The organism is Amycolatopsis albidoflavus (genome assembly GCF_039525725.1).
Lineage (GTDB): Bacteria > Actinomycetota > Actinomycetes > Mycobacteriales > Pseudonocardiaceae > Amycolatopsis > Amycolatopsis albidoflava.
This window is the reverse complement of sequence record NZ_BAAAHV010000019.1, coordinates 56,268-79,541: the sequence shown is the minus strand read 5'-3', so window position 1 is coordinate 79,541 and position 23,274 is coordinate 56,268. Positions and strand designations below refer to the sequence as shown.

Sequence of the window (23,274 nt, the reverse complement as noted above, 5' to 3'; positions counted from 1 at the left end):
ACAGCAAGGCCAGGAACGCGACTGCTGCCAGCACACGTGACCAGGAGCGAAAGCACCAGCGGACCGGCCAATCCGCCGAGCCGGTTGAAGAACGACACCGACCCGGCGACTCGGCCGCGCTGGCCGTCGTCGGCTACGTCGGCGGCGACGGGCAGGAACACCGCGGCCATCGTGTTGACGCCGAGCAAGGCGACCGTCAGCACAGCGCCCGACAGCCACGGCGCGGCGACTGCCCATCCGGACACCGCGAGTGCCAGCAACAGCACCGCGGTGCACACGGCCAATCGCACCGTCACGCCGGTCGGGCCGAAACGGCGGTAGCCCAGCACCAGCAGTCCCGCGCACAGCACCATCGCCACCGCGGATCCGGTGAGCAGGGCGTTCGCCGTGGTCAGCGACAGCCCGCCGACGCGGGACAACGTCGGCACCCAGGTGGTCAGGCCGAACGTGGTCAGGCCGATCGAGAAGGCGAACACCCATTGCAGCCGGGTCGTCAGCGTGTTCCGGGCCAGCCAGTTCGTCTCCGCCGCGGGTTGTGCGGGGGCGCCGCGCTGATCCGGGATGACCGCCGCGGCGGCGGCCAGCAGCAGGCCGGTCGGCGCGCCGATGAGCCACAGCACCCGCCACCCGAACACCGGCTCCAGCCACAGCGCCGAACCGGACGCGACCAGGTAGCCGATCGCGGTCGCCACGATCGACAACCCGGTCACCACCGCGCCCCTGCCGCGTCCGGGGAACAGGTCGCTCAGCACCGTGATCAGCATCGGTGCCAGCCCGCCGACGGCGATGCCCATCAGGAAGCACATCACCACGTTGCCGCCGAAATTCGGCATCGTTCCGCACATGCTGGTCGCGGTGAACCCGAGCGTGGCGAGCAGATAGCAAGCCCGCCTTCCGACGCGCTCGGCCAGCTGGCTGCACAGCAGAGCGCCCAATGCGGTGCCGGACAGCCCGCTCACCGCCAGCAGCGACGCGGTCGAGGCGTCGATGCCGTATTCCGCGCGCAGGCCGGGAATGACGAACCCGAGCGTCGACGTCTTGCTGATGTCGATGGTCAGCGCGGCAGTGGCGACCACCGCGATGGTCCGCCTTCCCCGGACTTTCGGCTGTGGCAGCGCGACGGGGGAAGCACTGTGCCGCGTCCGGCCGAGGACCAGCGCGGCTCCGAGCGCGAGCAGCAATGCCGTTCCGGCCACGAACATCTCCGGCATGTCGGCCAGCGCCATGCCGTGCAGCCGCCGGTCGGCCATCGAACCCATCGAACCCATCGCGCCGGCCGGGTCCGTACCGGGCATTGCGAAAGCACGGAAAAAGCCCACTGCCGAAGCGACCACAACCACTGCCGCCGCCACGGCGAGCAATCCCCGCCAGCCCGCCCGAGCCGGCGCCGAAATCGTCGTCATGCCTCCAACTTCTCACCCGGGCGCCCGGTCCGGCATCTTCAGTCTTGCGCTTCAGTTTTCCTGGAGGACGGAAAGAATATTCCCCGCCGGATCCTTGAACCACGCGATCAGCGGACCGCCCAGCCGGAAGACGCCCTTCTCGTCGACTCCGTCGAACGGTTCGAACGAAACCCCTGCCGCACCAAGGTCCGCGACCGCCTGGTCGATGTCGTCGACCGGGAAGTTGAGCACGGTGTACTCGGCCGGAACGTGCTTGTCGCCCTTCGGATAGACGAGCACTTCGCGCCCTTCCGCGAGACGCAGGCGCAGCATCCCCCAGTTTTCGGTGACCTCGATGCCGAGCGTCTCGGCGTAGAACTTCCGCGCGGCCGGGATGTCGTCCACGGAAAAACCGCTGAACGCTTTGCTGGTGTCGAACATTATTGCTCCTTGAGAATTGTCAGTGCCGCTTCGGCCGGTAGGTCACCGAGAGGACCCCGTTTTCGAAGGTCCGGGAAGCGGAGAGCTCGAGATCGGCCCGATCGGACGGCGCCTCGAACAGCCGCGCGCCCGAGCCGAGCACGATCGGGTGGATCAGCAGATGCAGCTCGTCCAGCAGACCCGCCGGCAGCAGCGACCGCACCAGCCGGGGGCTGCCGGGGATGTGGATGTTCTTGCCCGGCTTGCTCTTGAGCGCGGTCAATTCGGCCGCCAGGTCGGCGCCGAGCAGCGTCGAACCGCTCCAGTCCAGTTCGGCGAGCGTGCTCGACACGACGTACTTCGGGGTGTTGTTCATGAACGCGGCTACCGGCGACGAGTCGCCCAGCTCCGGCCACATCCGGGCGAAGTCCGCGTAGGTGTTCCGGCCGAGCAGGATGGCGTCCGACTCGGCGATGCTGGTGCGGATCACCTCGTCCGCCTCGTGGTTCAGCATCAGCCAGTCCGGCGGCGACTCCGTCACTCCGTCCAGCGAAACCGACAGCCCGGCCACGATCTTGCGCACGACTATGCTCCTTCCTCAGCTGACATTCACCGGGGACGTCGGAGCCGGAATCCGGAAGGCGACACCGGCGGCGGAGAAATTTTCGAAGGCGGTGCGGTGCGGTACCTGATCATGATCCACAGCAATCCGCGGTTCCGGGCTCTCTGGGAGGAACTGCCGGACGAGAAGAAGGCCGAGTTCGGCCGCAGCCATCTCGCGCTCAACCGGTCCCTCGAGGAGTCCGGCGAGCTGGTGCTCAGCGACGGGCTGGCCGATCCCGCCGAAGCCAAGTGCGTCACCGTGCGGGACGGCAAGGCGGTGGCGAGCGACGGGCCGTTCGCCGAGGTCAAGGAGCATCTGGTCGGCTTCTACCTGGTCGAATGCAAGAGCATGGAACGGGCGCTGGAGCACGCTGCCCGGGTGCCGGACGCGCTGTACGGCAAGATCGAGGTACGACCGCTCCGCAACGTGAAAGAGCTGGATCTCTGACTCCCCCGCCCGGCTTCGAACAGCTCCTGCGCGATCTCGCGCCGCAGGTGCTCACCGCTGTCTGCCGCAGGTTCGGCGACTTCGCGCTTTGCGAGGACGCGGTGCAGGAAGCGCTGCTGTCCGCCGCGCTGAAGTGGCCGGAGCAGGGCCTGCCGGACAACCCCAAGAGCTGGCTGATCACCGCCGCCGCGCGCAGGCGTATCGACATCGAACGCAGCGAGACAGCCCGTCGGCAGCGCGAGCACACGGCCGCCGGATTGGCGGTGCCGCAACCGGAACTGGCACCGGCCGACGACGACACGCTGACCCTGTTGATGCTGTGCTGTCACCCCGAACTCGGCAAAGCGTCCCAGCTCGCGTTGACGCTCCGAGCCGTCGGCGGCCTCACCACGGCGGAAATCGGCCGGGCGTTGCTGGTGCCGGAGAAAACCGTGAGCCAGCGGATCAACCGGGCGAAGAAACGGCTCAGCGGCGCGCGATTCCGGATGCCGCCGCCGGAAGAACGGGCCGAGCGGATGGCCGCGGTGCTGCAGGTGCTGTACCTGGTCTTCACCGAGGGGCACACCGCCAGCTCCGGAACCGCGGTCAACCGGGTCGAACTCACCGCCGAGGCCATCCGGCTCACCCGGCAGCTGCACGCACAAGTCCCCGACGACGGCGAGGTCGCCGGGCTGCTGGCGCTCATGCTGCTCAGCGACGCCCGGCGGCCCGCGCGGACCCGGCCCGACGGCACCGCCGTTCCGCTGGCCGAACAGGACCGCACCCGCTGGGACGCCGCGGCGATTGCCGAAGGGCTCGGCCTGATCGAGAAAACCCTGGCCACAGCGCGGCTCGGGCCGTATCAGCTCGAGGCCGCGATCGCCGCCGTGCACGACGAGGCGGCCCGCGCCGAGGACACCGATTGGCCGCAGATCCTTGCCCTGTACGACCTTCTGCTCGCCCTCGCGCCGAGCCCGGTCGCGGCGCTGAACCGGATCGTCGGAGTCGCCATGGTCCACGGCGCGCGCGAGGGACTGCGGCAGCTGGACGCTATCGCCGGGCTGGACGAGCACCATCGCGTCGACGTCGTGCGCGCGCACCTGCTCGACCTGGCGGGCGAGCACGGGCAAGCCCAGGCCTATTACCGTTCAGCGGCACAGAAAACACTCAGCGTTCCCGAACGACGATACCTGGAATCCCGCGCCGCGAACGGGAAATCACCCTAGCTGGCGACCCGGGCCATCGACGGCGGACGCAGGGAATCCGGGTCCGGCAACCGCATCGGCACAGTGTGCGCGTGATACTCGAAGTGCCACCATTCGTTGTCGTAGCGGCGATACAGCCGATACTCCGGCCCGTGCCGCTCCAGCCACGCCGCGCCCTCGCTCGGGCGCACGTCCAGTGCCGTGCCGCGGACATGCGCCGATTCGTGCGGCGGCAGCACCCGGCGCCGAGCCGCGGTGACGGAACCGGTGCGGTGCACCTCTTCGGCGAACAGCCGGTGCTGATGAGCGGCGTCGCGGTGTCCGGAGGTGAGGCCGATGAGCTGGCGGTGCTGCCAGAACGCCTCGGTGCGCGCCGCGGTGAACGCGGCGCGAGCCGGTTCGCTGAGGCCGGCGAGGTCCTCGGCCGGGTATCGCATCGCGAGCGCCCACTGGCAGGCCAGATACCGGCCGCGGCCGGGCGAACGCAGGAAAGCCGCCGGGAGCAGCGCCACCGCCAGGAGGCGGGTGACGGCCGCGAGGACCCGGGGCCGGCGAAGCGATTCGATCATGAGGTCCACTTTCGGACCCCAGTGTGCGCGCACTGCGCACGGAGTTTGACAGCTCTGTAACAGTTCGCCACGGCCGCGCTGTTACCGAACGATGACACGGCACGCACCGGGCGGGGATCCGGGCCGGGCAGGCTGGGACCCGGTCGTCCGCTGTGGACTGTCCGGGCGGGCGGACGGGCGGGCTGCGATAGTGGGAGACATGCCGAGGGTGCTGCTGATCGAAGACGACCAGGCCGTGCGCGACGGCCTGCGGCTGGCCCTGACGTACCAGGGCCACACGGTCGAAGCGGTGGAGACCGGCGAGGAAGGCCTCGCCCGGCTCGCCGGGGACCCGGCCGACGTCGTCGTCCTCGACCTCATGCTGCCCGGGATGGACGGTTTCGAGGTGTGCCGGCGCATCCGCGCGTCCGGCGACCTGCCGATCATCATGCTCACCGCGCGCAACGACGACATCGACGTGGTGGCCGGGCTCGAAGCCGGAGCCGACGACTACGTCGTGAAGCCCGCGCAGGCCCGCGTCCTGGAGGCGCGCATCCGCGCCGTGCTGCGCCGCACCGGCGGCGAACCGCGCGGCCAGGGCCCGAAACCGGGTCCGGAACGGCACGGCGACCTGACGATCGACCGCGAGGGTCTCGTGGTCAGCAAGCACGGCACGGTCATCGGGCTCGCGCCGACCGAACTGCGGCTGCTGCTGGAGCTGTCCGCCTCCCCCGGCCGCGTGCTCAGCCGTCAGCAGCTGCTCGAATCCGTGTGGGACCAGGGTTATCTCGGCGATTCGCGGCTCGTCGACGCGTGCGTGCAGCGGCTGCGGTCCAAGATCGAGGACGACGCCGCCAAACCGGTGTACGTCCAGACCCTGCGCGGTTTCGGCTATCGCTTCGGGCCGCTGTGACCGGCTGGCTGTTCCGGGGGTTGCGCACCCGGTTGCTGGTCGCGTTCGCGCTGCTGAGCGTGTTCACCGCGCTGGCCGTCGCCGGGATCGGGTATGTGCAGGCCCGCGACGGGATCCTGCAGCGCACCCAGGACAACGCCGCCGTCGAGATGACGAACCAGCTCAAGCAGCTGTACCCGCTCCCCCGGCGGCCGGTGAACTCGAGCGCGCTGCAGCTGGCCGCCGACCGGCTGAACGGCCGGAGGAACTCCGCGCTGGTCACGAGCGGCGGGCACAGCGAAGGCAACATGCCCGCCTCGGTGATCACGCCGGAACTGCGCGGGGCCGTGCAGTCCGGCCGGGTGGCGTGGCAGCGGGTGGACGTCGGCGGCGTGACGCAGCTGGTGCTGGGCTCGCCGTTGCTGATCGCGACCGGCGACCGGCGGAATCCGACGGTTCCGTCCGGGATCGAGGTCTACGAGCTGCGCAATCTCGACGCGGAAATCGAGGCGGTGAACCGGCTCGCCCGGGACGCGTGGCTCGCCGGCGGGGCCGCGCTGGTGGTGGCTTTGATCCTCGCCGTACTCGCCGCCGGCAGCGTGTTGCGGCCGGTGGGCGAGTTGCAGCGCGCGGCCCGCAGGCTCGGCGCGGGCGATCTCGACGCCCGGATCGCCGTGCGCGGCAGCGACGAACTGGCCAGCGTCGCCGAGACGTTCAACTCGACCGCCGACTCGCTGCAGCGCCACGTCGGCGAGCTGCGCCGGATGGAAGCCGACGCGCGACGGTTCGTCGCCGACGTGTCGCACGAACTGCGCACGCCGCTGGCCGCGATGACCGCGGTCACCGACATGCTCGACGCCGAAGCGAAGCGGCTGCCGGACGCGGCGGGCGAGGCGGTGCGGCTGGTCAGCCAGGAGACGCACAACCTGGCGCGGCTGGTGAACGACCTGATCGAGGTCACCCGCTTCGACTCCGGCACCGCGTCGCTCGCGGTGGACGACGTCGACGTGGCCGAGGCGGTCCGCGCGACGCTGCGGGCGAGGGGGTTCGCGGTGGAGACCGATTTGCCGGACGGGATCCGGGCGCGCGTCGATCCGCGCCGGCTGGACGTGATCGTGGCCAATCTCGTCGGGAACGCGCTGCGGCACGGCGCGGAGCCGGTGACCGTCCGGTTGCGGGGCGACCAGGCGGGGATCACGCTTTCCGTCGAAGACTCCGGCTCCGGCCTGGACGAGGAGGTGCTTCCGCACGTGTTCGCCCGGTTCTACAAGGCGGATACCGCTCGCAGCCGGTCCGAGGGAAGCGGGCTCGGGCTCGCCATCGCCTGGGAGAACGCGCGGTTGCACCACGGGGAGCTGACCGCCGGGAACCGGCCCGGCGGCGGTGCGGTGTTCACGTTGTGGCTGCCTCGGGAGGTGCGGCAGTGAAGCGATTGCTGACGCTGATCGCCGTGTTGGCGCTGACGGCGGGCTGCGGGGTGCGGCCCAGCGGCGTGATCACCGGGGAGAACGCGCCCAGCGGGCCGCCGAACGGGAACCTCGGCTCCACGGCGACGGTGTATTTCGTGCTGAACGGGAACGTCGCGCCGGTGGTGCGCAACGGGGTCGGCGACGTGGCCGCGGACCGGGTCCGGGTGCTGGAGCGGGGGCCGGACGAGGACGAACGGGCCGGCGGGTACACGACGGAGCTGCCGCCGTCGTTCGAGCCGATCGCCATCGGGGTGAGCGACGCGGAGATCGGGGTCAACGTCCGGGAATTGTCGCCGAATGCCATATCACAGATCGTGTGCACCGTGCTCGCGGCGGGCGGGGGCGGGGCGTCCGGCACGATCACGCTTTCCGGCGGGGGCCAGACGCTGCATCCTCAGGCTTGCGGCAGATAGCTCAGCCGCGCGGCTTCATCACCGGCGCGAACACCACCGCCACCACGCACAACGCCAGCGGCAGCAGGAACGCGACGTTCAGCGGCACCCAGTGCGCCAGCCCGCCGATGATCGCCGGACCGGCCAGCAGCCCGACGTATCCGACGCCGACCACCCGCGCCATCAACGCCCCCGACGCCCGCTTGTCCAGATTGCCCGCCGCGGTGAACAGCTGCGGGACGCCACCGGAGAGCCCGAGTCCGAACAACGCCCAGCCGCACAACGACAACGGAACCCACGGCGCCAGCGACGCGATCGCGAGCCCCAGCGCGGCCAACCCGCTTCCGTAGCGCACCACCGCGACCGGACCGGCCAGCGCGGCCACCCGGTCGGTCGCGAATCGGCCGACTGTCATGGCCACCGCGAACGAGCCGTACGCCAGGGCGGCGGTGCTCTCGGACGTCCCCAGCCCGTCTCGGAGATACAGCGCCGCCCAGTCGTTCGCGACGCCCTCGGACAGCATCAGCGCGAAGGCCAGCAGACCCAGCAGCCACACCACGCGGGCGGGCGTGCGCGTCGGTTTGGCTTCCTCAGCGGTTTCCTCGGCAGCCTCGTCCGACGAGTCGAGCAGATACCGGCGGACCAGCAGCGAAACCACAATGCACAGCACGCCGGTACCGCCGAGCGACACGAGCGTCGGCACGCCCGCCCCCAGCACCGCCGCGCCGACGACCGCCGCGATCGCACCGCCGATCGACCACATCGCATGGAACGCCGCCATGATCGGCCGGGGATAAGCCCGTTCCACGACCACCGCGTGCGCGTTCATCGCGACGTCCAGCGATCCGTTGAAGAAGCCGAACGCCGCGAGCGCCAGCCCGAGCGTCCACCAGTTCGCCGCGAACCCCGGCAACACGACCGCGACCCCGACGAGCACCCCCGCGACGGACACGACCCGCGGATGCCCGAACCGGTCCGCGAGCGGCCCGGTCACCTGCATCCCGATCAACGCCGAACCGCCGAGCACCAGCAGCAACGCCCCGAGCGCGGTGTGCGAGACGCCGGTCGCGCGCTCGATCACCGGAATGTGCACCACCCACATGCCGACCGCGAACCCGCAGAGGGCGAACACGATCCAGGTGGCGACGCGGGCCGCGCGGGGCAGCACCGGAGGCGGGGAAAGCTCGGTCATCGGGCTCGGCTCCTCTTCGGGGGTCGGGTCCAGTCAGGAACACAGGCACGGGCGGGGGAAAGGGGGCTGGGGCATGATGGGCGAGTGGAAGCCGACCTGATCGCCGCCCCGTGAGCGGGGGCTACCTGAAGGGCAGAATCCGCCGCGACGACATCGTTTCGGCGGCGGCCGCGGTGTACGGCGAGGCGGGCTACCACGCGTCGTCCCTGCGGGAAATCGCCAAACGAGCCGGCATCACCCACGCCGGCTTGCTGTACCACTTCCCGACGAAGGAAGCGCTGCTCGCCGCAGTCCTGGAACGCCGCGACGCCGAGGACGCCGCCCGCGAACAACTGACCGCCGCCCCGCCCGGCCTGGACGTCCTGCGCCGCTTCATCGCGCTGGCCGAACACAACGTCCGGCACCGAGGCATCGTCGAGGTGTACTCGCGCCTCGCCGCCGAGGCAGTGTCGGAGGACCACCCCGCGCACGCCTACTTCGCCCGCCATTACCGCGAGGCCCGCGACAGCATCGCCCAGTCGTTCCACGCGCTCGCCGAAACAGGCGAGCTGCGCCCCGGCGTAGACCCGGACTTGGCGGCACTCACCTTCATCGCACTGATGGACGGCCTCCAGGTCCAGTGGCTCACCACCCCCACGCAAGTAGATACGGTCGGTTCCCTCCGCCTCTCTCTCCAAACTCTCCTGACTGTCCCCCTGTTCCCGAATTAGGCGAATTCCGGAAATCTCGCCCAGATAGCCGCCATCCCGCCACCGCGTCCGTGAGGGGAACCCTGAGGGACTCTGAGTCCCTCAGGGTTCCCCTCACGGACTTTGGCCACCCCACCAACCGCCGCCGACGCACCCACCCGTGGAGCCACCCACCCCACCCCCAACCCCGATACGAAGCCTCCCCTGCGGTTCTGGGGTGCTTGTCAAGGCATCTTTCCCGCCTTGACAAGCACCCCAGAACCGTCAGCACAATAAAACTTCGGGGTGGTGGCCCCCACCCAAGCGCAATGTCGCCGCCAGGCGACGAGCCGCCCTACAACGTCCCCACGTACGGATCCCACTCAACGGGCAACGCCTGAGCCACCTCCACCCGGCTAACCACCTCCACCCCCACCCCACGAGCCATGGACTCCTCAACCGCCACCATCACGTCCAACACGTGATAAGCCAACTCCCCAGAAGCCCTCTCCGGCACCCCCGCGCGGACAGACCGGGCCAAATCAAGAACCCCAGTACCCCGAGAAGCCGAATGCCCCACCGCACCCACTTCCTCCGACCCCCCGCCCACATGCACCACAGCAGAACCGTCGAACCGATTGGGATCCGGCAAAACCGCAGTCCCCAGCGACCCGGTCACCTCGACAAACCCCGTACGCCGCAACGCGGAATCAAACGTCAGCACAACCTGCGCACTACCCCCGCGCACGAACTCCACCAACGCGCTCACCGAAGTAGGCACAGCAACCGGAAACTCAGTCCCAGCCCGAGGCCCAGACCCGATCACCCGGGTCTCCCGCACCCGCCCGCCGACCCCCGTGACCTTCCGCACGGACCCGAACACCTGAACCAGCTGGGTCAAGTAATAAGGCCCGATATCCAGCAACGGCCCGCCACCCGCCTGGTACAGGAACTCCGGCGCGGGATGCCAACTCTCCGGCCCCGGCGTCTGAAACAACGCCAACGCGGTCAAAGGCGTACCGATCCGACCGGATTCAAGCGCACGAAAGGCAGTCTGGTGCCCAGCACCAAGCACGGTGTCCGGCGCCCCAGCCACCCGCACCCCCTTTTCCCGCGCTCGGTCAAGAAGCTTCCGCACAGTCTGCCGATCCAGCCCGATCGGCTTCTCCGTCCACACGTGCTTCCCCGCCTCCACCGCCGCGAGACTGACTTCGACATGCACCGCAGGCACAGTCAAATTCACGACGATCTCAACCTCCGGCGACGCAAGAAGATCCGCCACCGACCCGCCACGAGGAACCCCGTATTTCGCAGCCTGCGCCGAAGCCCGCTCCACATCGAGATCAGCAACCGCCACTACTCGAAGATCCGGAAACGCGGTCAAATTCTCCAGATAGGTATCACTGATAAACCCAGCCCCAACAACCCCGACCCCGACAGTCATTTCCCCACCTCAGCGAGATAGGCGAAACTCTCGGCAATACCCCCGAAAACATCCTCATGCTGATCGAACTCCACCACCCGCAACGCCGCCGGAGCCGCAGCAAGCACCTCCCCCAGAGGCACCCGTCCCTGCCCCGCGGGCACCTGCCCAGAAGCGTCGACAGCCAGCGACCCGTCCTTCACATGAATCGCGCACACCCGCTTCCCCAGCCGCCGCAGCAACGCGGGCGCGTCCTCCCCGCCCGCAGTAGCCCAGTAAGCGTCGACCTCCAGCACAACCTCCGGAGAAAGCCGCTCAGCGAAAACCTCCAACGCGCTGTGTCCGTCGATCCGCGATTCCAGTTCCCACCAATGGTTGTGATAACCCACCCGAACGCCATACCCCGCCGCGACCTCAGCCGCGGCATTGAGCGCCGCGGCAGTATCAGCGATATCCGCCGGACTCCCCCACTGAGAAGCAGGAACCAACGGCTCGATCACCACCCCGATCTCCAATTCCCGGGCCGCCGCGAACACCGCGTCCAGATCCTTCCCGACCAACGCGGCATGCGCGGTAGGCGCACTCAGCCCATGCGCCGCCAACCCAGCCCGCAGCGCCCCGACGTTCTCCACCACCCCGTACGGCTCCACCCGGCGGAACCCGATCGCGGCCAACCGCCGCAACGTCTCGTCCGGATCAGCCGCGAACGCGTCGCGCACCGAGTACAGCTGCACCGAAGGTCCGCCCATGCCAACTCCCAGCGATAGAGGGGCTTTCGCCAATTTCTACCACCTGGTCAGAATTGACACCAGGACACAACCGGACGGAATTCCGGGACCAAGATCAGCCGAGATCCTTGTGCCAGATCAAAAAATCGCACGGAGTGGCCAGCAGCGGAGCCAGCTCCGGATGCGGCCCGTCAATGGTCGACGTCTCCACCACCCGGTACCCGAGCCGGGTGTACCACTGCGCGAGAAATTCCTTCGACGGATGCGTCCACTCGCGCGGCACCAGCAGCTCAAGCTGCATCCGCGTACACCCGGCGGCCCGCCAGTGGTCCTCCGCGAACCGCACGAGCTCCCGTCCGATCCCCGCGCCGCGCACCTCCGGCGAGGCAGCGAGCAGACCGAACTCCCCCAAATCCTCCGTCAGCCGCTGGATCCGGACCGAACCCACCGCGTCCCCGCCGAGCCGGGCGACCGCGATCTCGCCCGCGCGGACCAGCCCGGCCATCTCCGCGGCATTCGTCCGATCGGCCGAACCTGCCCATAATCCGGCTTCAGCCTTGGCGTAGACGGTGTTCACCAGCTCAGTCAGCAGAGCTACGAGCGCGGTGTCCTCGGCAGCGAGCGGCGGCAGGAAAGCGATCTCCGGAGTCGTCACTCCTCCAGGTAACCACAATCAGCTGGCGGCCGAGCCGGATACCGCGGGCCGGGCCTCGCCGAAGCCGCCGTAACGACCGGCTTTCGCGCGCTTGCGCACCTCGTCGAAATGCCGGTGCACCGCGTGCGCGGCCGCCTCCGCGTCGCCGCTCACGAGCGCGTCCACAATCGCCTGGTGCCGTTTCGCGGTGGCCGGCGCCGACGACACCGGACCGCCCATTTCGCCTTCCGCGGCCCGGTAGACGTCCCAGAACAATCCGGTCAGCTCGCGCGCAAGATCGAAACCCGCCTCGGCGCAGATCAGGTCGTGGAACTCGCGGTCGGCCACCGCCGCGTCCGGTCCTTTGCGGCGCATCCGGGCGACGCACGCCTGCAGTTCGCCGATCAGCTCCGGCCGGTGGTCGCGGGCGACCCGGCTGGTCAGCTCCGTTTCGATCATCTCGCGCACCTCGAGCAGGTCGCGCAGCCGCCCGGCGTCGGTGCTGCCGCGGCTGCGCGTGCGGAAGAGCAGCCACGTCTGCAGCGCCTCCGACCCGGCCGAGCCGACGAACGTGCCGTACCCGTGCCGGACCTCGACGATGCCGAGCGCCTGCAGCGCCTTGACCGCCTCCCGGATCGAATTCCGGCTGACCCCGATGTCCTCGGCGAGGCTCAGCTCGGTCGGCATCGGAGCGCCGGTCGGCAGCTGCCGGTCGACGATCAGGTCGATGATCTGCTTGGTGATCTCTTCGCTGCGTTGCGGGCGCGCCACACGTGTCTCCCGGATGTCTTTCTTGCACTGGCACGTCGCCATCGGAGGACATCCTACGTCATGATCGGCTTCCCCCGCTGCACCCGCGCGGGTGGGAACAAGCCTCTTGACCGGGGCGGGAACGGGACTTAGGGTTCCGGCAAGTCATAGGACGTCCCACGTCCTACTTCTCGATGCTTTCTGGGTGGAACACCGCATCAAGTCAGGAGACGCCATGTCCCGAACCGCCATGGGGACTCAGTTCAACCGGCGCGCACTGCTGCGCTACGCCGGCCTCGCCGGGGCTGCCGCAGCGGTTTCGTCGACGCTCGCCGCGTGCGGCGGCCCCGCGTCGACCAACAAAACCGGCAGTTCGTCCGGTTCCGTCACCGCGGTGATCGGGTACGGCAACAACCAGACCTGGGACCCGCTGCAGACCGCGTCGGCGTTCGCGATGGCGGCGATCCTGCACAGCTACGAGTCGCTCGTCGAGGGCGACCCGGTCACCCGGGAACCCTTCCCCGGCTTGGCCAAGGCGCTGCCGTCGGACCTCAAGAGCACCAAGCTGCGCTTCGAAATCCGCGACGGCGCGAAGTGGCACGACGGACAGCCGGTGACCGCCGACGACGTCGTGTTCACCTACGCCCGCGTGCTCGACCCGAAGGAAAACGTTCTCATCCACAGCTTCTTCTCGCAGTGGCTGGAGTCGGTCACCAAGGTCGACGCGAAGACGGTGGAGTTCAGCCTGAAGTTCGCGTTCCCGTACGCGCTGCAGCGGATCCAGATCTGCAAGATCGTGCCCAAGCATGTGTTCGAGAACAACTGGAAGGCCGCCGCGGCGGGCAAGGTCGTCGGCTCCGGGCCGTACAAGATCACCGAGCAGGCCCCGCTGTCGCACACCTCGTTCGAGAAGTTCGCCGACTACAACGGCCCGCGCCCGGCCTCGTACGACAAGATGCTCTGGAAGTCCATTGTGGATTCCGCGCCGCGGGTCGCGGCGATCTCCGGGGCCAAGCCGGACGCGCAGATCGCGGAGAACATCCCGCCCGCCAACGCCGAGCAGCTGCGCAAGGCAGGCCGCACGGTCGAATTCGCCGACGGCGGCAACAACCTGTTCCTCCTCTTCAACACCAAGCACTCGCCGTTCGCCGACAAACGGGTCCGCCAGGCGCTGCATTACGCGATCGACAAGAAGAAGATGATCGAGATCGGCCTGCGCGGCACCGGAACCGCGGGCACCTCGTTCATCAACCCGAAGCTGCCCGGTTCGCAGCCCGCGGCGCAAGACTTCAATTTCAACCCCGAGAAGGCGAAGCAACTGCTCGCCGAAGCCGGGGTCAGCGGCCTGAAGATCTCGCTGTCCACCACGAACACCTCATTGGTGCTCGACTGCGTCAAGGTGATCAAGGAGGGCTGGGACGCGATCGGCGTGCAGACCACTTTGGACTCCCAGGACACCAAGGCACTGTTCTCCAAACTGGACAACGGCGACGACTTCCAGGTCGTGGCCACCACGAACAACCCGCTGCAGTTCGGCAACGACCCGGATCTGCTGATCCGCTATTACTACGACGCGCAATCGGTGCTCATGACGAAGTACGCGCGCTGGAGCGGCGACGACACCACCGCGTTGCTGGCACTGCAGGACAAGGCCGCCGCGGAAACCGACGAAACGAAGCGGAACGGGCTGTACAAGCAATTGCTCGACCAGATTTCCGAGCAGGCGGTGATCTACCCGATCGTCTTCACGCAGATGGGCACCGCGTGGGACCCGAAGGCGATCAGCGGCGTGCGCGCCCAGGGCTACCCGGGCATCTATCTCAACCAGGCCAAACCGGTCTGACGGGAGGGCACGGAAGTGACAGTCGTCGTGCGGATGCTGGCCGGCCGCATCCTCGCCCTGATCCCGCTGCTGCTCGGCGTGATCCTGTTCGTGTTCATCGTGATGCGGTTCTCGCCGGTCGACCCGGCGATGGCCGCGTTCAACGGAGCCAACGCCACCGCCGATCAGCTCCAGCAGTTCCGTGAGCAGAACGGCCTGCTCGACCCGTTGCCGCTGCAGTACGTGCACTTCGTGTGGCATCTGCTGCAAGGCGATTTCGGCACCAGCGTGGTCACCAAGGAGCCGGTCGGCCAGACCATCGCCACCGCGCTCCCGCTCACCCTGCAGCTGACCCTGCTGGGCCTGGCTCTCGCGCTTGTCGTTTCGGTCGTGCTCGGCGTGACCTCGGCGCTGTTCCGCGGCCGCTGGCCGGACCACCTGATCCGGTTCGTGACGCTGGCCGGGGTCGCCGCGCCGGCGTTCTGGATCGCGCTGCTGCTAGTGCAGTGGCTGGCCGTGGGCAAGGGCCTGTTCCCCACCAGCGGATACGTCAGCCCGGCGGATTCGTTCTCCGGCTGGCTGAACTCGCTGACGCTGCCCGCGATCGCGCTGTCCGCGCCGGTCGCGGCGCAGCTGACCCGGGTGATCCGGACGTCGATGGTCGAGGAACTCGACAAGGACTACGTGCGCACCGCGCGCGGCGGCGGGCTGCCGCCGGTCGTGGTGGTCGGGCGGAACGTGCTGCGCAACGCCCTGGTCAACCCGCTGACCGTGCTCGGCCTTCGCGTCGGCTACCTGCTCGGCGGCGCGGTGGTGATCGAGACGATGTTCGCGCTGCCCGGCATGGGGCAGAACATGATCCAGGCCGTGCAGGACGGCGACACCGCGAAGGTGCAGGGCTTCGTCATCACCATCGCGGCCGGGTTCGTGCTGGTGAACCTGATCGTCGACGTGCTCTACCTCGTCGCCAACCCCCGTCTGCGGAGCCGCTCGTGATCCGCCCCGTCGCCAACCCCCGCCCGCGGAGCCGCTCGTGATGCGCCCAGTCCTCCGCCCGAACCTGACCGCCCGGCTGTCGCAGCCCGGCGTCCGGTTCCGGCGGCTTCCCCTGTCCTCCTGGATCGCGCTGGCCGTGCTGATCGTGCTCGGGCTCGTCGCGGTCCTCGGCACCGTCGTGGCCACGCACAATCCGGACCTGCTCAGCACCGACACCGGCGGGCCCAGCGCGGCGCACTGGTTCGGCACCGACCAGTCCGGCCGCGACATCTTCTCCCGGCTGGTCGCGGGCACCCGCTGGTCGCTCGCGATCGGCCTCGGCGCGACGCTGCTCGCGCTGGTCGCGGGCATCGTCGTCGGGTCGTTCGCGGCGACGTCCGGCCGCCGGGTCGACGGCCTGGTCATGCGGGTCCTCGACGTCCTGATGGCCTTCCCCGGCATCGCGCTCGCCGCGGTGCTGGTGGCGGTGTTCGGGCGCGGCATCCTCGTGCTGATCCTCGCCATCGGCTTCCTCAACATGGCTCCGGTGGCGCGGGTGGTGCGGGCGAACGTGCTCGCGCAGTACGGCGAGGACTACGTCGCGGCCGAGCGCGTGATCGGCGCGAAACGGCTGTTCATCCTCGCCCGGCACGTCGCGGTCAACTGCGCCGCGCCGATCCTCGTGTACTGCACGGTCACGGTGGCGGACGCGATCGTGTTCGAGGCTTCGCTGTCGTTCATCGGCGCGGGGATCCAGCCGCCCGATCCGTCGTGGGGTTCGGTGCTGGCGGACGGCAAGGACCTCGTGCTGACCGGCGGCTGGTGGGCGACGCTGTTCCCCGGTCTGCTGATCCTGGCCACCGTGCTGGCGTTGAACATTCTCTCCGAAGGCATTTCCGACGCCTGGGCCGCGCCGTCGGCTCGCACCGCGAAGGCGGCCGAAGCGGCACAGCAGATCGAACTGGCTCCGGAGGCCACCGCCGCGGTGCTGCCGCTGCGCGGGCTTCGCGAAGCCGGGCAACGGCTGGCGGCGAAGGCGCGGGATCTGTCCGGCCGGGAAACCGTGCTGGCGGTGGAGAATCTCGCGATCTCCTTCCCGGAGCGGCACAACGGCGTGAACGTGGTCGACGGAGTGTCCTTTTCGGTCCGTTCCGGCGAGGTGCTGGGGCTGATCGGCGAATCCGGCTGCGGGAAGTCGCTCACCGCGCTGTCGATCATGGGACTGCAGCCGGACGCCGCGCGGCTCAGCGGCGAGATCCGGTTCGCGGGCGACGACCTGCTCACCATGAAGCCGAGCGTCCGCCGCCGGCATCTCGGGCACGACCTGGCGATGGTGTACCAGGACGCGCTCAGCTCGCTGAACCCGGCGATGACCATCCGCGCGCAGCTCAAGCAGTTCACCCGGCGCGGCGGCACCCGTACGCCGGAGGAGTTGCTGGAACTGGTCAACCTCGATCCGGGCCGGACGCTGCGGGCCTATCCGCACGAGCTGTCCGGCGGGCAGCGGCAGCGCGTGCTGATCGCGATGGCGCTTTCCCGCAGCCCGAAGCTGATCGTCGCGGACGAGCCGACGACGGCGCTCGACGTCACCGTGCAGGCGCAGATCATGGCGCTTTTGCTGCGGCTGCAGGAAGAACTGGGCTTCGCGCTGGTGCTGGTGTCGCACGACCTCGCGCTGGTGTCCGACATCGCCGACCGGGTGGTGGTGATGTACGGCGGGCAGGTCGCCGAGACCGGCGCGACCGCGGCCGTCGTCGGTGCGCCGCAGCACCACTACACCCGCGGCCTGCTGAGCGCGGTGCTGTCGCTGGAGGAGAACGAAGCGAAGCTCACCCAGATCAAGGGCGTCGTCCCCGCCCCGGCGGACTTCCCGCCCGGTTGCCGGTTCGCGAGCCGGTGTCCTGCCGCTCGCGGGCACTGCTTCGAGGTCGCACCTGAACCGGCGGGCGAAGGGCATCTCGTGGCTTGCCATTACCCCGCCGAGAACTCCCTGGAGACGATGGCGGAAGGAGCGTCGGCATGAGCCTCGTCGAAGTCGACGGCGTGCATGTGGTGCACAAGATCCGCGGCTCGGGTCTGTTCGGGCACGACCGGGTCTACGCGCTCACCGACGCGACCCTCGCCATCGCGAAAGGCGAAACCGTCGGTGTGGTCGGGGAATCCGGCTGCGGAAAGTCCACTTTGGCCAAAGTGCTGGTCGGACTTCAGAAGCCGACTTCCGGTACGGTCCGTTACGCAGGCCAACCGCTTTCCGCATTGCGTCCGGCCGAACTGGGGCGCACGGTCGGCATGATCTTCCAAGATCCGTCGACCGCGCTGAACCGACGGCTGCCCGTCGCGAAGATCCTGCGCGACCCGCTCGACGTGCATCAGGTTGGCACGGTTGGCGAACGCGCCAAACGGGTCCGGGAGCTGATGAACCTTGTCGGGCTCCCGTCCAGCGTAGCCGACGCGCTGCCTTCTCAGCTGTCCGGCGGACAGCGGCAGCGCGTGGCGATCGCCCGTGCGCTCGCGCTGCGGCCAGCGTTGCTGGTGGCCGACGAGCCGACGTCCGCTTTGGACGTTTCGGTGCGAGCGCAGATCCTGAACCTGTTGCTGGAACTGCGTGAACAGCTCGAACTCGCGATGGTGTTCGTGTCGCACGACATCCAAACCGTGCGCCGGATGAGCGACCGCATCGTGACGATGTACCTCGGCCGGATCGTCGAACAGGCCCCGGCCGCCGAACTGCCGGACCACGCGCACCACCCGTACACCCGCGCGCTGTTCTCCGCGACGCCGAGCCTGCTGCACCCAGTGGAGCCGATTGTCCTCAGTGGACCCGTGCCGTCGGCGACCGCGCCGCCGCCCGGCTGCCCGTTCCACACGCGCTGCCCGAAAGCCACCGACGAATGCTCACTGGCCTTGCCACCGCAGTCCGGGCCGGACGAGCACACCTATCGCTGCATCCACCCAGAAATCGGAGTGACTGCCTCATGACTGCGCCCAAGTTCGCCGGCATCATCCCGCCGCTGTGCACGCCGTTCCACGACGACTTCACCGTGGACACCGCGTCGCTGCGGCGGCACATCGAATTCCAGCTCGACGCCGGCGTGCACGGGATCTTCGTGCTCGGTTCGTCCAGCGAGGTCGCCTTCCTGCCCGACGACCAGCGGCGGATCACCGTCGAAACCGCGGTCGACCAGGTCGCCGGCCGGGTCCCGGTGCTCGCCGGCTGTATCGACATGACGACCCTGCGCGTCGCGGAGCACGTGAAGACCGCCGAAGCGGCCGGTGCGGACGCGATCGTGGTGACCGCGCCGTACTACACCCGCACGCACGTCGCGGAGATCGACCGGCATTTCCGCCTGCTGCACGAGCGGACGTCGCTGCCGATTTTCGCCTACGACATCCCGATGGCCGTGCACACGAAGCTCGACCGCGACATGGTGCTGAACCTGGCCGCGGACGGCGTTTTGGCCGGGCTCAAGGATTCCAGCGGCGACGAGGCCGGGTTCCGCCTGGTGCTGCAGCAGCGACGCGAGCGCGGCCTGGAGCACTTCGCCGTGTTCACCGGCTCCGAACTGCTCGTGGACGCCGCGCTCGCGCAGGGCGCGGACGGCGCGGTGCCGGGGCTCGGAAACGTCGACCCGGTCGGCTACGTGTTGATCTACGACCACTTCCGCGGCGGCAACCCACAGGCCGCGCGCCGCGAGCAGGAACGGCTGCTGACGCTGTTCAGCATCACCGATGTGGCGCCGCCGAACCGGATGGGCCGCGGTTCGGCCGCGCTCGGCGCGTTCAAGGCGTCGATGAAGATGCGCGGATTTATCGACAACGCGGTGATGGCGCCGCCGCAACTCCCCCTCAACGACGACGAACTGCTGCAGATCAAGGGAAAACTAGCGGAAGCGGGTCTCCTCTGATGGATCGGCTGTACTACGGCGGGGATTACAACCCCGAGCATTGGTCGCCCGACGTGTGGGCGGAAGACCTGAAACTGATGGCCGAGGCCTCGGTTTCGATGGTGACTGTCGGGATTTTCTCCTGGGCACAGGTCGAACCGCGACCCGGAGAATTCGAGTTCGGCTGGTTCGACACGGTGATGGACAACCTCGCCGACGGAGGGGTCCGGGCCTGTCTCGCCACTATGACGGCGTCGCCGCCGCCGTGGCTTTCGCATCAATATCCGGAAATCCTGCCGGTGCGCGCGGACGGCACCCGGCTGTCCGCTGGTGCGCGGCAACAGTTCTGCCCGTCCAGCCCGGTGTTCCGCGAGCACGCCGCACGCTTGGTGGAACAGGTCGCCACTCGGTACGCCGCGCATCCGGCGCTGGAAATGTGGCACATCGGCAACGAATTCGGCTGCCACATCCGCGCCTGCTACTGCGATGAGTCCGCTGTGGACTTCCGGCGCTGGCTCGTCGAGCGCTACGGCAGCATCGAGGCGTTGAACGAAGCCTGGAGCACCACTTTCTGGTCGCAGCGGTACTCCGATTTCGCCGAGGTGCAGCCGCCGCGCGTCGCGCCGACCTTCCCGAACCCGGCGCAACAGCTGGACTTCCACCGGTTCTCCTCCGACGCGTCGCTCGGCTGCTACCTCAACGAGCGCGAGGTGCTCGCCCGCATCACCCCTGATGTCCCGGTGACGACGAACTTCGTCGGCCGCGTGCAGAAGTCGCTCGACTGGCACCGGTGGGTGCCGCACGAGGACGTGGTGAGCCTCGACTCCTATCCCGACCCGCACGATCCGCGTTCGCACGTGGAGGCGGCGTTCGCCTACGACCTCGTCCGGTCCCTTAAGGACGGTCAGCCGTGGCTGCTCCTGGAACAAGCTCCGAGCGCGGTGAACTGGCGCACCCGCAACGGCCCGAAGCCGCCGGGAACCATGCGGCTGGACAGCTGGCAGGCGGTCGCCCGCGGCGCCGACGCGGTGCTGTTCTTCCAGTGGCGGCAGACCTCGGGCGGTGCGGAGAAGTTCCACTCCGCGATGGTGCCGCACGGCGGCCCGGAAACCCGCACCTTCCAGAGTGTCCGCGACCTCGGCCAGGAGCTGGCCACGGTGCAGCAGCTCGCCGGGTCGAGGGTGCGGGCCGACGTCGCCTTCCTGCACGACTGGAACAACTGGTGGGCGCTGGAGCTGAACTCGCATCCCTCGGATGACCTCGACCAGCTCGAAACGCACCTCGCGCACTACGCGCCGCTGTTCGACGCGAACGTGACCTGCGACGTCTTGCACCCGGCGAAGGACCTTTCCGGGTACAAGCTCGTCGTCGTGCCCAATCTGTACCTGATGGACAGTGCGGTCGCCGCCAATCTCCGATCCTATGTGGAGGGTGGCGGGCATCTGGTGGTGTCGTTCTTCTCCGGTATCGCCGACGAGAACGACCGGGTGTACACCGGCGGCTATCCCGCTCCGCTGCGCGACATTCTCGGCCTGTGCGTCGACGAATTCTGGCCGCTGCCCGAAGGCGGTTCAACGACGCTGGTCCTCGACGGTATGACAGTCGGCGCGACGATCTGGTCCGAATGGATCGAAACCGAGGGCGCGGACGTCGTCGCCACCTTCGCCGAAGGCCCGCTGGCCGGTCGGCCCGCTGTTACGCGGCACGAGTTCGGCTCAGGTGTCGCCTGGTACCTCGGCACCCGACCGGACGCGGACGTCATGCGCACGCTCTTCGACCGGATTACCGCGGACGCCGGAGTTTCGCCGGTGCTGCCCGGTTTGCCAGAGGGCGTCCAGGCGATCGTGCGACACGGTGCGGACGACTATCTGTTCCTGCTCAACCACAACGCCGAAGCCGTCACTGTTTCCTTGCCTTCGCCCGGTACGGATTTGCTCACCGATCCCGCTCAGCCATCGTCCGAAGTGGAACTGGCCGCGCACGGCGTGGCCGTCCTTTCCGGACAGTTCGGAACGGAGACCAGATGAGAACCGCCCTTCGCGTGGTGCTGGCGTTCGTGCTGCTGGCCTTCCTCGCGCCGGCTTCAGCGCAAGCCGCCCCGCAGTTCGATCAGAAAGCGCTCTTCAACCCGCACCAGGAAACCGGCTATGCCTGCTTCCGTATCCCGGCCATCGTCCGCAGCACGCACGGCACGCTGCTGGCTTTCGCCGAGGGGCGCAAGAATAACTGCGGCGACACCGGGGACATCGACCTGGTGCTGAAGCGTTCGACCGACGGCGGCACCACCTGGTCGCCGCTGCAGGTGGTGAACTACGGCGGCGGGGACACCCACGGCAATCCCGTGCCCATTGTGGACGCCAAGACCGGCCGCATCGTCTTGATCACCACGTACAACAAGGGCCGCACCGACGACAAGGGCTGCTCCGTGCCGTGCCCGCGCACGCCGCACTCGCAGTACAGCACCGACGACGGCCGCACCTGGTCCACGCCCGTCGACATCAGCGCGCAAGCGAAGCTGCCGGCTTGGGACTCCTGGTACGCCTCGGGTCCGGTGCACGGCATCCAGCTCCAGCACGGCCGGCACGCGGGCAGGCTAGTCTTCGGGGTGAACGCCGAACGCAGTGACGGCACCAACTCCGTCGAAAACTACGCCGGTCTCATCTACAGCGACGACGGCGGCTCCACCTGGCACGTCGGCGCTGTCGACAACTACCTGCATCCCGTGGGCGGCAGCTTCACGCAGAAGCCGTCGGAAGTCAGCGTCGTCGAACTGCCGGACGGCACCATTTACGCGGGCGGTCGCGAACAGAGCGGCACCGATATCGGCAACCGCGACTACGCACTGAGCCGCGACGGCGGCGAGACGTTCTCCCAGCGCTTCACCACGATTCCCGATCTCGTGACGCCGATGGTGCAGGGTTCGTTGCTGCGCCTGGACCGTCCTGGCGGGAAGCGGATCCTGTTCGCCTCGCCCGCGGACACCGACCGGCGGCGCTGGATGACCATCCGTTCGTCCTATGACGACGGACGCACCTGGGAAAACGCCGACCAGGGCACGCGGATCACGACGGACTGGTCGGGCTACTCCGACCTGGTCCAGCTGAGCGGCCCGCAAGACAAGAACGCGAAGATCGGTCTGATGTACGAGGGCGGCGCGGTGGACGCCCGCGACGAGATCCGCTTCGCCCGCTTCGACGAGAACTACCTCGGCTGGAAGCGTTCGCCCGGAGTGTCCACTCCGGACGTCGCAAGTGGACAGCCCGCGCGCGTGCTCGGCGATGCCAATGCTGTGGCCGGCAAATTCGGCAAGGCTGTGGAACTGAAGAACGGCTTCGTGCGCGTCCCGTACTCGCCAGCGCAATTGGTCGGCTCCGGCGATTTCACCTTCTCTACTTGGGTCAAATACGGTTCTTCACAGGACCCGCAACCCATCTTGTGGCTGGGCGGAATGGGCTCGACCGCGCCGCAACTGTGGCTGCGCGCCGAACCCGCGTCCCACCGTCTGATCGCGATGATGACCACCGCCGCCGGAAGCAAGTCCGTGACCACGCAATCGGCGTACGACGATCAGAAGTGGCACCACGTGGCGCTCCAGCGATCGGGCGGCCAACTCCGCATCCTGGTCGACGGCACCGTGGCGGCGTCCGGTCCGGACTCCCCCGGTTCGGTCACCCAGACCGTCTCGTTCCAGCTGTGGCTCGGCGAGCGGCTGGACGGCATGCAGCATCTGACCGGTGCGCTGGACGACGCGCGCCTCTACCGTCGCGCTCTGTCCACTGCGGAACTGACCACTGTCCGCGCCGGGAAGCAGGTATCGGGAGCGGTCATGGAACTTCCCTTCGACCGGTAACGCACCCGCT

Annotated in this window: 22 protein-coding genes; 13 read left to right on the top strand and 9 right to left on the bottom strand. The window is 68.7% G+C overall.

Annotated features, from left to right (window positions below; translation table 11 throughout):
* From ABD156_RS30465 to ABD156_RS30455, 3 genes are all read right to left on the bottom strand, one after another.
* Positions 1 to 1,403: MFS transporter (locus ABD156_RS30465; protein ID WP_344281473.1), on the bottom strand; the 1,403-nt coding region annotated here is incomplete at its 3' end.
* 51 nt (positions 1,404 to 1,454) lie between these two features.
* Positions 1,455 to 1,823 (bottom strand): VOC family protein, encoded by a 369-nt coding sequence (locus tag ABD156_RS30460; RefSeq protein ID WP_344281470.1) that lies wholly within the window; start codon positions 1,821 to 1,823, stop codon positions 1,455 to 1,457.
* Positions 1,824 to 1,842: 19 nt separating this feature from the next.
* Entirely contained in the window at positions 1,843 to 2,385 is a 543-nt protein-coding gene (locus tag ABD156_RS30455; protein ID WP_344281467.1) for a dihydrofolate reductase family protein, read from the bottom strand.
* A gap of 96 nt (positions 2,386 to 2,481) precedes the next feature.
* Between ABD156_RS30455 and ABD156_RS30450 the strand changes: the two genes are divergently transcribed.
* Positions 2,482 to 2,853 (top strand): YciI family protein, encoded by a 372-nt coding sequence (locus ABD156_RS30450; RefSeq protein ID WP_344281464.1) that lies wholly within the window; start codon positions 2,482 to 2,484, stop codon positions 2,851 to 2,853.
* The gene (locus ABD156_RS30445; RefSeq protein WP_344281488.1) at positions 2,850 to 4,058 is read left to right on the top strand and encodes an RNA polymerase sigma factor; all 1,209 of its coding nucleotides are present in this window, start codon (positions 2,850 to 2,852) and stop codon (positions 4,056 to 4,058) included. The genes ABD156_RS30450 and ABD156_RS30445 overlap by 4 nt, the downstream gene beginning before the upstream one ends.
* Here the strand turns inward: ABD156_RS30445 and ABD156_RS30440 are convergent.
* A complete protein-coding gene (locus ABD156_RS30440) occupies positions 4,055 to 4,606 on the bottom strand; it encodes a M15 family metallopeptidase domain-containing protein (RefSeq protein ID WP_344281461.1) in 552 nt (183 codons plus the stop codon). The two genes, ABD156_RS30445 and ABD156_RS30440, sit on opposite strands and share 4 nt — an antisense overlap.
* Positions 4,607 to 4,805: 199 nt before the next feature.
* Between ABD156_RS30440 and ABD156_RS30435 the strand changes: the two genes are divergently transcribed.
* The 3 genes from ABD156_RS30435 to ABD156_RS30425 are packed head-to-tail and all read left to right on the top strand — an operon-like array spanning position 4,806 to position 7,359.
* The gene (locus tag ABD156_RS30435) at positions 4,806 to 5,498 is read left to right on the top strand and encodes a response regulator (RefSeq protein ID WP_344281458.1); all 693 of its coding nucleotides are present in this window, start codon (positions 4,806 to 4,808) and stop codon (positions 5,496 to 5,498) included.
* Positions 5,495 to 6,904, top strand: a complete 1,410-nt coding sequence (locus ABD156_RS30430; RefSeq protein WP_344281455.1) for an ATP-binding protein — start codon at positions 5,495 to 5,497, stop codon at positions 6,902 to 6,904. The genes ABD156_RS30435 and ABD156_RS30430 overlap by 4 nt, the downstream gene beginning before the upstream one ends.
* A complete protein-coding gene (locus ABD156_RS30425) occupies positions 6,901 to 7,359 on the top strand; it encodes a hypothetical protein (RefSeq protein ID WP_344281452.1) in 459 nt (152 codons plus the stop codon). The genes ABD156_RS30430 and ABD156_RS30425 overlap by 4 nt, the downstream gene beginning before the upstream one ends.
* A gap of 1 nt (position 7,360) precedes the next feature.
* On the opposite strand, the gene ABD156_RS30420 is transcribed toward ABD156_RS30425, so the two are convergent.
* On the bottom strand, positions 7,361 to 8,530 hold the full coding sequence (locus tag ABD156_RS30420; RefSeq protein WP_344281449.1) for an MFS transporter: 1,170 nt from the start codon (positions 8,528 to 8,530) through the stop codon (positions 7,361 to 7,363).
* Positions 8,531 to 8,640: 110 nt separating this feature from the next.
* Between ABD156_RS30420 and ABD156_RS30415 the strand changes: the two genes are divergently transcribed.
* Entirely contained in the window at positions 8,641 to 9,240 is a 600-nt protein-coding gene (locus ABD156_RS30415; protein ID WP_344281446.1) for a TetR/AcrR family transcriptional regulator, read from the top strand.
* Between the two features lie 313 nt (positions 9,241 to 9,553).
* Here ABD156_RS30415 and ABD156_RS30410 read toward each other — a convergent pair whose 3' ends face one another.
* From ABD156_RS30410 to ABD156_RS30395, 4 genes are all read right to left on the bottom strand, one after another.
* Entirely contained in the window at positions 9,554 to 10,642 is a 1,089-nt protein-coding gene (locus ABD156_RS30410) for a Gfo/Idh/MocA family protein (RefSeq protein ID WP_344281444.1), read from the bottom strand.
* Positions 10,639 to 11,370, bottom strand: coding sequence for a sugar phosphate isomerase/epimerase family protein (locus tag ABD156_RS30405; protein WP_344281441.1), 732 nt, complete (start codon positions 11,368 to 11,370; stop codon positions 10,639 to 10,641). Before ABD156_RS30405 ends, ABD156_RS30410 begins: the two co-directional genes overlap by 4 nt.
* 94 nt (positions 11,371 to 11,464) lie before the next feature.
* Positions 11,465 to 12,004, bottom strand: coding sequence for a GNAT family N-acetyltransferase (locus ABD156_RS30400; protein WP_344281438.1), 540 nt, complete (start codon positions 12,002 to 12,004; stop codon positions 11,465 to 11,467).
* A gap of 18 nt (positions 12,005 to 12,022) precedes the next feature.
* Entirely contained in the window at positions 12,023 to 12,754 is a 732-nt protein-coding gene (locus tag ABD156_RS30395) for a FadR/GntR family transcriptional regulator (protein WP_043833627.1), read from the bottom strand.
* A gap of 214 nt (positions 12,755 to 12,968) precedes the next feature.
* On the opposite strand from ABD156_RS30395, the gene ABD156_RS30390 reads away from it, so the two are divergent.
* Genes ABD156_RS30390 through ABD156_RS30360 form a run of 7 tightly spaced genes read left to right on the top strand, consistent with a single transcriptional unit; the run spans position 12,969 to position 23,264 of the window.
* Entirely contained in the window at positions 12,969 to 14,576 is a 1,608-nt protein-coding gene (locus ABD156_RS30390) for an ABC transporter substrate-binding protein (RefSeq protein WP_344281431.1), read from the top strand.
* 15 nt (positions 14,577 to 14,591) lie between these two features.
* Positions 14,592 to 15,551, top strand: coding sequence for an ABC transporter permease (locus tag ABD156_RS30385; RefSeq protein ID WP_344281428.1), 960 nt, complete (start codon positions 14,592 to 14,594; stop codon positions 15,549 to 15,551).
* Between the two features lie 40 nt (positions 15,552 to 15,591).
* Complete coding sequence (locus ABD156_RS30380; protein WP_344281485.1) at positions 15,592 to 17,553, top strand: dipeptide/oligopeptide/nickel ABC transporter permease/ATP-binding protein; 1,962 nt, start codon at positions 15,592 to 15,594, stop codon at positions 17,551 to 17,553.
* Entirely contained in the window at positions 17,550 to 18,509 is a 960-nt protein-coding gene (locus ABD156_RS30375) for an oligopeptide/dipeptide ABC transporter ATP-binding protein (RefSeq protein WP_344281425.1), read from the top strand. Before ABD156_RS30380 ends, ABD156_RS30375 begins: the two co-directional genes overlap by 4 nt.
* On the top strand, positions 18,506 to 19,435 hold the full coding sequence (locus tag ABD156_RS30370) for a dihydrodipicolinate synthase family protein (protein WP_344281422.1): 930 nt from the start codon (positions 18,506 to 18,508) through the stop codon (positions 19,433 to 19,435). Before ABD156_RS30375 ends, ABD156_RS30370 begins: the two co-directional genes overlap by 4 nt.
* Positions 19,435 to 21,441, top strand: a complete 2,007-nt coding sequence (locus ABD156_RS30365; protein ID WP_344281420.1) for a beta-galactosidase — start codon at positions 19,435 to 19,437, stop codon at positions 21,439 to 21,441. The genes ABD156_RS30370 and ABD156_RS30365 overlap by 1 nt, the downstream gene beginning before the upstream one ends.
* Positions 21,438 to 23,264: an exo-alpha-sialidase gene (locus ABD156_RS30360; RefSeq protein WP_344281418.1), complete on the top strand. Its 1,827-nt coding sequence runs from the start codon at positions 21,438 to 21,440 to the stop codon at positions 23,262 to 23,264. The genes ABD156_RS30365 and ABD156_RS30360 overlap by 4 nt, the downstream gene beginning before the upstream one ends.
* The last annotated feature ends 10 nt before the right edge of the window (positions 23,265 to 23,274 follow it).